General features: G+C 58.8%; 5 protein-coding genes. 1 reads left to right on the top strand and 4 read right to left on the bottom strand.

Annotation, left to right across the window (positions count from 1 at the left end; translation table 11 throughout):
* The coding region (gene uvrA / locus R3F07_17885) for an excinuclease ABC subunit UvrA (protein MEZ5278258.1) at window positions 1-2,473 on the bottom strand (2,473 nt) is incomplete at its 3' end.
* A 193-nt stretch (window positions 2,474-2,666) separates the two neighbouring features.
* Here uvrA and R3F07_17880 point away from each other — a divergent pair.
* A complete protein-coding gene (locus tag R3F07_17880; GenBank protein MEZ5278257.1) occupies window positions 2,667-3,263 on the top strand; it encodes an HD domain-containing protein in 597 nt (198 codons plus the stop codon).
* Window positions 3,264-3,761: 498 nt separating this feature from the next.
* On the opposite strand, the gene R3F07_17875 is transcribed toward R3F07_17880, so the two are convergent.
* From R3F07_17875 to R3F07_17865, 3 genes are all read right to left on the bottom strand, one after another.
* Window positions 3,762-4,151 carry a type II secretion system protein GspG gene (locus R3F07_17875; protein MEZ5278256.1) on the bottom strand — a complete coding sequence of 130 codons (390 nt, stop codon included), beginning with the start codon at window positions 4,149-4,151 and terminating at the stop codon, window positions 3,762-3,764.
* A gap of 736 nt (window positions 4,152-4,887) precedes the next feature.
* The gene (locus R3F07_17870; protein ID MEZ5278255.1) at window positions 4,888-5,547 is read right to left on the bottom strand and encodes a hypothetical protein; all 660 of its coding nucleotides are present in this window, start codon (window positions 5,545-5,547) and stop codon (window positions 4,888-4,890) included.
* Between the two features lie 16 nt (window positions 5,548-5,563).
* Complete coding sequence (locus R3F07_17865) at window positions 5,564-7,030, bottom strand: cadherin-like beta sandwich domain-containing protein (protein MEZ5278254.1); 1,467 nt, start codon at window positions 7,028-7,030, stop codon at window positions 5,564-5,566.
* Window positions 7,031-7,057: the final 27 nt, after the last annotated feature.

Below are 7,057 nucleotides of genomic sequence, written 5' to 3'. Positions count from 1 at the left end.
CTGCCTCGAGCGTATCCAGTTTTTCCACCAGTTTGGGAATATTCCGAAAGAGGGTCCGGGCATCCGAAACCGTCATGTCGAGCACATCGGCAATGGTTCGCCCGGCAAAGCGCACCTCGAGGGTTTCGCGGTTGTAACGGCGCCCGTGACAACTCGGGCACTCCGTATACGCATCGCTCATGAACATCATGTCGAGGCGGATGACCCCGTCGCCCTGGCAGCGCTCGCAGCGTCCGCCACGCACATTAAAACTGAAGCGGCTCGGCTTGTAGCCACGCACTTTCGCCAGCGGACATTGGGCATAGAGCGCCCGCAGGGGATCAAAGAGCTTCACGTAGGTCGCGGGATTTGATCTCGGGGACCGGCCGATCGGTTCCTGGTCGACCTGCACCGTCTTCTCATACTGATCCAGCCCGTCAATTCCGGCATGCACACCCGGGATGGTCCTGGCCCGGTTGAGCTTCCGTGCCGCCGCGGCCGCCAGGATGTCATTGACGAGCGTGCTCTTGCCCGAACCGGAAACCCCGCTGACCACGGTCAACAGGCCGACCGGAAACTTGACGTCGATCCCGCGCAGGTTGTGCTGGGCGGCCCCCTTGACCGTAAGCCACTGACCGCCGGGCTCGAGGCGCTTCGCATCCGTTTCCACCCGACGCGCACCACTCAGGTAGGGTCCCGTCCGGGACGCCTCGGGCGGAAGGGCGGCACATTCCTCCGGCGTGCCCTGAAACAGGAGGGCGCCACCCGACGTACCCGCGCCCGGACCCAGCTCAATCAATTGATCGGCAGCCTGGATGGTCTCCTCGTCGTGTTCGACGACAATGACCGTGTTGCCCCGATCCCGCAGCGCCAGGAGGGTCCGCAGAAGGTTCTCATTGTCGTGGGGGTGCAGGCCGATGCTCGGTTCGTCGAGAACGTAGATCACCCCGATCAGCCCCATCCCCAACTGCGTGGCCAGGCGCACCCGCTGGGACTCCCCACCGCTCAGGGTGGCGTATTCCCGATCAAGCGTCAGGTAATCGAGACCCACCTGCTTAAGAAAATGGATACGCTGGGAAATCCCTTGGAGGACCTCCTCCCGGGCGGCGGCCTCGCCGGCCGTTTCGGCATGGTCTTGAAGAAACCGCCCCGCCTCTCCGATATCCATGGCAAAGAACTCCGCGATCGACCGTCCACCCAGCAGAACCGCCGTGCTCCGGGGATTGAGCCGTCCTCCATGGCAGGTGGGACAATCGCCCGCCATCTGGAAAGTGGACAACCGGGCCCGATAGCCTTCGCTCCGGGTCTCCGAGCGGGCCTTTTCGAGTATCGCGACCACCCCGTCGAAGCGCATGGTTTCGGGTTCCGCCTTGCGACCACGTTTCAGACGAATGCTGAAAAGACGGTCACCCGTTCCATGGAGAATCGACTGCCGGACCGTGGTCGGCAGATCCGACCAGGGCACATCCGGATCAAAGGGCATCTGCTCGGCCAATTGCTTGAGCAGCGTATTGTAGCGGATGATGATATTGCGCCCGCCGATTCTCAGGGGTTTGAGTGCGCCACCCCGAACGGTTTTTGACGGGTCCGGGACCATCAGTTCCTCGGCAAACTGGCGCTGACGGCCGAGTCCGCCGCACGTCGGACAGGCTCCCTCTGAGGTGTTGAAGGAGAACTGCCGGGGCGAGAGGGGTTCAAAGACGTCACCGCAGATCGAACAGGCCAGGTTGCGACTCAGGGCGACCTCTTCCCATTCGTCCGGTCCCCGCTGGATGAGGACTGCGGCGCGGTCGCTCCCCTCGCGGAACGCCAGTTCCAGCGAATCGGCGATCCGGCTGCGCTGGTCGGCCGCAAGCACAAGCCGATCGATGACGAGATCCACCTGCAACTCAGCCGTTCCCGACGGTATCAGTTTCGATTCGTCGAGTTTCCGGATGACCCCGTCGATCCGGATCCGCTGAAATCCCCGCTGCTGCAGACCGCCGATCTCGTCCCGGAGTACCGAAGGCCTTGCCCGCATCCAGGGCGCGAGAAGGACCGCCCGGGTTCCCTCCGGTTCCTCCAGAAGGCGCTCAACCGCACTGTCGAGGGTCTGCTGGAGGACAATCCCGCCGTCCTTGGGACAATGCATCTCTCCCTCAAGCGCCCAGAGCAGACGGGCGTAGTCGGCGATCTCCGTCACGGTGCCGATGGTGCTGCGGGGATTGGCCCCGGCCGTCCGCTGTTCAATGGCCAGGACCGGCGAAAGCCCATGAATGAAATCGACGTCCGGTCTTTTGAGCTGCTCCAGCGCCTGCCGGGCCTGGGTTGAGAGGCTCTCCATGTACTTGCGGTAGCCCTCGGCATAGATGGTGTCGAAGGCGAGCGACGACTTCCCGGATCCACTCACCCCGGTGATCACGACCAGTTTGCCCCGGGGAATGCGCAGCTCGAGGTTCCGCAGGTTGTGCACCCGCGCCCCTTTCACATGGATATCACCTGGCTGGTTGTTCATGAATGAAAGTCCTCAGGATCAGTAATCATCAGCCGGGAAGCAAATTGATACTCGCGCAGAGACGCCGGGGCGCAGAGAAATACGGAAACAATACCCATTAAGGCGAGCCGCGCTCCTGACCAAATCCCTCTTCCAGCCATTCCGTCTTCCTCCTCCGCGCCTCCGCGCCTCCGCGCGAGAAAACCCACAAGCCATGACCGACAGACTCGAACAACAGATCGCCTTCATCCTGGAAGTCGACAAGCTCAAGACAATCCTCCGGCAATCCCTGAAGATCTCGGACCGGAAACGGGAGAACGATGCGGAGCATTCCTGGCACCTGGCCCTGATGGTCCTTGTCCTGGCCGAGCATGCCAATGCTCCGGACCTCAATATCCTCAAGGTGCTGGGCATGGTCATTGTCCACGATCTCGTCGAAATCGATGCCGGAGACACCTTCGTCTACGACGAGGCCGCCATGGTCGGCAAACTCGACCGAGAGCGCGAAGCCGCCAATCGGATTTTCGGCCTCCTGCCCGACGATCAAGGCACTCACTTCCGCGCGCTCTGGGAGGAATTCGAAGAACGCCGGACCCCGGAGGCCCGTTTCGCCGCCGCCCTTGACCGACTTCAGCCCGTCCTTCTTAATATCCACACCAACGGTCATGCCTGGAAACACCACGGCATCCGGCACGACCAGGTCCTGGACCGCAACCGCAGGATGGCCGAGGGCAGCGAGACTATCTGGGCCTTCGCGAAGGCCCAGATCCAGAAGGCCGTCGACCGCGGCGACCTGCTGCCGGCCGAATAAGCGGATTCAGAATCCGCAGCCAGCGAATGTAGCCACGCCGCTATGTCGGCGTGCCCGCGGCATCCTGTTTGAACGATGCACAGGCACATGCCCTCTTCCGTTCGTACGATTCTTTGTGTCTTCCTACCTCACCGAGGAGTCCTTTTCCCTTTGGGTCAAAGAGGGACCCCGAGGCCAATCGTAGTCGACCAGACCAGTTTCCCAGTCGCAGTCAGCGACTTGCGTGGCCGCCTGCCCGAGGCGATTCGGTGACGCGCCCGAAAAATCCCAGACGCGGTTTTCCTCAGCCACGTCGGGTTGCTCGGCCTCGATTCTGTGGGCGGCAGCGACCATTGCTTTGAAGAAGGAAGAATGGCAGCTAAGGAAGAAGAAGGCGAGTTGCTTTTACGCCTCCTGCTCGACTTTCGAGCGTTTACCGATCCTGGCGTTTCGACGTCGCTCAAGACGGGCTGCCGGGTGCGTTGCGGCGTGCGCGTCCTGAAGCTGGTTCCCAGATCGTCACCTGGTCTTTCCAAAAATATCGTCTTCACTCTCAATACCATCCGGTCCTAGCGAAACAATTCGATAAGCTCCCTTTTCTGACTCATCAGTTCGGTAAACATATTCATTGCCCCAAGGGTCGGTGGGTATTCGCTCCAGATATGGACCATCCCAATGCTCTTGCACTGCTTCGTTTGGAGCTAGGAGTACGGACAGGCCTTCTTCCTGGGTCGGATATCTTCCGATGTCGCGCCTGAAACCGTTTAGCTCAGCAGCAAAACCGCTGCTCGCGATTCCAAACGCCAGGTCTTCGTCGTCGGGAATCATCGCAACGTCTGAAATGAAGAAACTACCAAGTACCAAAACTCCCAATACTGCAACCACGAGACCTACCAACTTCGTTTTCATAAGAACCAAAAATCATTTTTCAGGAATACCGCTAATCAAGAGATCCTCCGCTGGTGTTTCTGGAAAGAAGGTCTCAAGATATTCCTCCAGTGTGAATGTATTCACCTCACCGTCCCTCCAGATCCTTCTGCGAGCCCCCATAGAGCGATGATAGAATGGGACCTGAAACACCTCGATACTGTTCAGCAACGGATTCCGCGACAGGAACCAATATGACAACCGAATGCCCATTCATATCAATCTTTCCGATAGTGAATCCACGAATCCTCAATTTCATGATATTCCAATATTCCAGACTGCTGCCCAACTCCTCCTCGAGGAACTCTCAAACTGAGACAGAACTCATCGATACGGCCCCAAATGACGTTCTCTGTAGTTCTCACTGAGACAGCCCGTCTGGGATTGTCTCAAGTGGTTTGTTGGGAATTTTCAAAGCTTCAACCTGCGCTCCCCTAGGGCTTTCTCTCTTGGGTCTTATGGCTTTCTTGACGTATTTTGATATTCACTTCGGTCTTTCGAGTACAGATGTCGATCCTCCATCTCAACCCCGTCCGTAGCATCGCCGAGAGCCCAATAGTGGATCATCACTCTAATTACCCCAATAAGCCCGACAATCGTCAGAAGACTCAGTCCCTCCCAATCCTCTTTCAATTGGGAAATTCCACCATCCCGCAACCGGCTCACTACCATCCACAAAGTCGTGGCTAAAACCCCGACTGCGACCAACATAAAGAGCCTATATCCCGCTTTCAACCTCTTCCACACATTTAGCATACTCAGTCCCATAAACCTTAAGGGCCTCATTGAAGTTGCTGACGCTTTGGCCCGCAAGGATTGCCTGTTGTTCCCACCGCCCTACGTCAATCGACTGCTGGCGCGATGCAAAATAGAATGGAGCTCCCGCTTGAACTATGGCAGCCCCAAACGCCGGAATCGAGGTATATGGATTTGCCGCTGCGGCCATGCGAGTCTGGGTCTGCAATGCGAATAGTGCGAGGCCCGAATACCCGCCTGCGATTTCCAGAAGTCCATTCATTGTCGCCCCCTGTCCGACATCATACGCGCCCGTACCGATACTACCTAGTGACGTGATGGCTGCACCAGCTGCCCTTACAACCGCCGATCCCGATTGTCCTGAAAACCCTATTGCCGCGAGCAAAGTTTGTGAAAAATCTCTTCCAAAACTTCCCGAGGTTACCGAACTTCGGGTTAGAGGATGCTCCTTTAGGAAAGCTACACGATCAAGGGCGGTATTCTTGTCTCCAAGCCGCACCATCTGTGCTTTTTGAAGGGACTTTGCGGCGTCAGCGATTCTGTCGCAATCTGCCATCGTCCGCTTCTTCTCTTGGGTCAATGAAGCACTTTCCGTTCTTTCAATTCTTCGTGTCCTCTTCATTCCTCCATCTCGTCCCCTACTCGACTTCATAGATCTCCACCAGAGCCTGGCCGGTGCCGCCGTCGGCTCCACGGAGTTTCACGGTATAGGATGCGCCGGCCGGCAGGGTCACGATGAGTGCGGCGTCCTTGCTTCCGACCGGGAGTGCAAATGCACCCAGAGCGGTGAAGGTGTCCATCAGAGACGCATCCCAATCGTCGTTCTCCGCGATCTTGGCATTGGAGGCATCGAAGATTCCGACCAGCGGGTCAGCAAGGAAGTTGGTCACCGAAAAGTCCTCCAGCTTGGGACCGATGCCTCGGATCAGCACGGTCTTGGTTCCGGTTCCATCGATGACAAAACCGGCGATCAGGATGTCGGGCCCCGTGCCGACCCGGTTGCGGGCGGACAGGTTGACGAGGCGCAGATCCGTGCCGGATCCTGCGTCATAAGCCTCGACCAGGACCAAACCGGACCCGGCGCCCCTCACGTGAACGGTATGCGGTCCCGACAGGCTCTGCAGGAACGCCGCATCGAGGCTGCCCGGTTCGAAATCGAAGGCTCCCAACGCTGTGAAGACCACGGAGAGTTCAGACGGCCAATCTTCGTTCGCCGTCACCAGGGTGCTTGTGCTGTCGTAGAGTTCAAGCCGCGGGTCCGGCAGACCCGAAAGCCCGAAGTTGTTCATGGCCGGTCCGGCCGCCCGGACCAGGATCTCCTTTCCCCCTCCCTGCATGACAAACCCGACGATCAGTTTCTGAGATATCGCCAGAGTCGTCCGGATCGAGAGATTGGCCAATCGGCTTCCCGTGATGACTTCCTCCTGCCGGATCACGGTGACCGAATAAGTCCGGGTGGCGCCCCCGCCCGCCGCCGTGACAACGACGTTCACCGTATTCTCACCCACGGCCAGGCTGATCGGACTGCTCGAGGAACCGTCGTCAACCGATTCGCCGTTCACTGTCACGGTGGCGCCCTCGATTGCCACCGTGGGTTGGAAGGTCACCTCCGAAGCAAAATAGGGCACATTCAGGGTATAGGTCGTTGTAGCCGGCGAGAACGCCGGAGAGAGGAATCCGAAACTTGGGTAAAGACCAAAAAGATCGGTCGGATTGAACGCCCGGGTCACCGCCAGCGCATAGGTCCGACCCGTTACCCCGTCTTCTGCGAGTACCGTGACGAGGATATTGTTGGTTCCGACCTTGAGAGCGATTGCACCGCTGTCGACACCCGATGCCACCGGCACACCGTTGACCGCCACCAAAGCCATGGCATCGGCCGCCGTCGGACGGACAGTCAGTGAAGATGTTCCGTTGGAAACGGCGACCGAGTAAACGGTCGCGTTGCCACTGAAAGCGGGAGAGAGACTGCCCGAACTCGTTACCAGATTCGCCAAAGCCGCGTTGCTGCTCGGCACGACACGAGCGACATGGATCGTCGTGTAGGTAAAGGTGCTTTCGTCCGCCGATCGAACGCGTATCTCGATGGTGTTGGCGCGGTTCAAGCTTCACGGGCCAGGCCGTCAGCAGGA

It is taken from the genome of Opitutaceae bacterium, assembly GCA_041395105.1.
Lineage (GTDB): Bacteria > Verrucomicrobiota > Verrucomicrobiia > Opitutales > Opitutaceae > B12-G4.
The sequence above is the reverse complement of the archived record's forward strand: the minus strand, read 5'-3'. Positions and strand labels throughout refer to the sequence as shown.

Excerpts from the sequence above, each read along its gene's own strand:
- R3F07_17880 (MEZ5278257.1), top strand. The coding sequence starts at position 2,667 with ATGACCGACAGACTCGAACAACAGATCGCCTTCATCCTGGAAGTCGAC.
- R3F07_17875 (MEZ5278256.1), bottom strand. The coding sequence starts at position 4,151 with ATGAAAACGAAGTTGGTAGGTCTCGTGGTTGCAGTATTGGGAGTTTTG.
- R3F07_17870 (MEZ5278255.1), bottom strand. The coding sequence starts at position 5,547 with ATGAAGAGGACACGAAGAATTGAAAGAACGGAAAGTGCTTCATTGACC.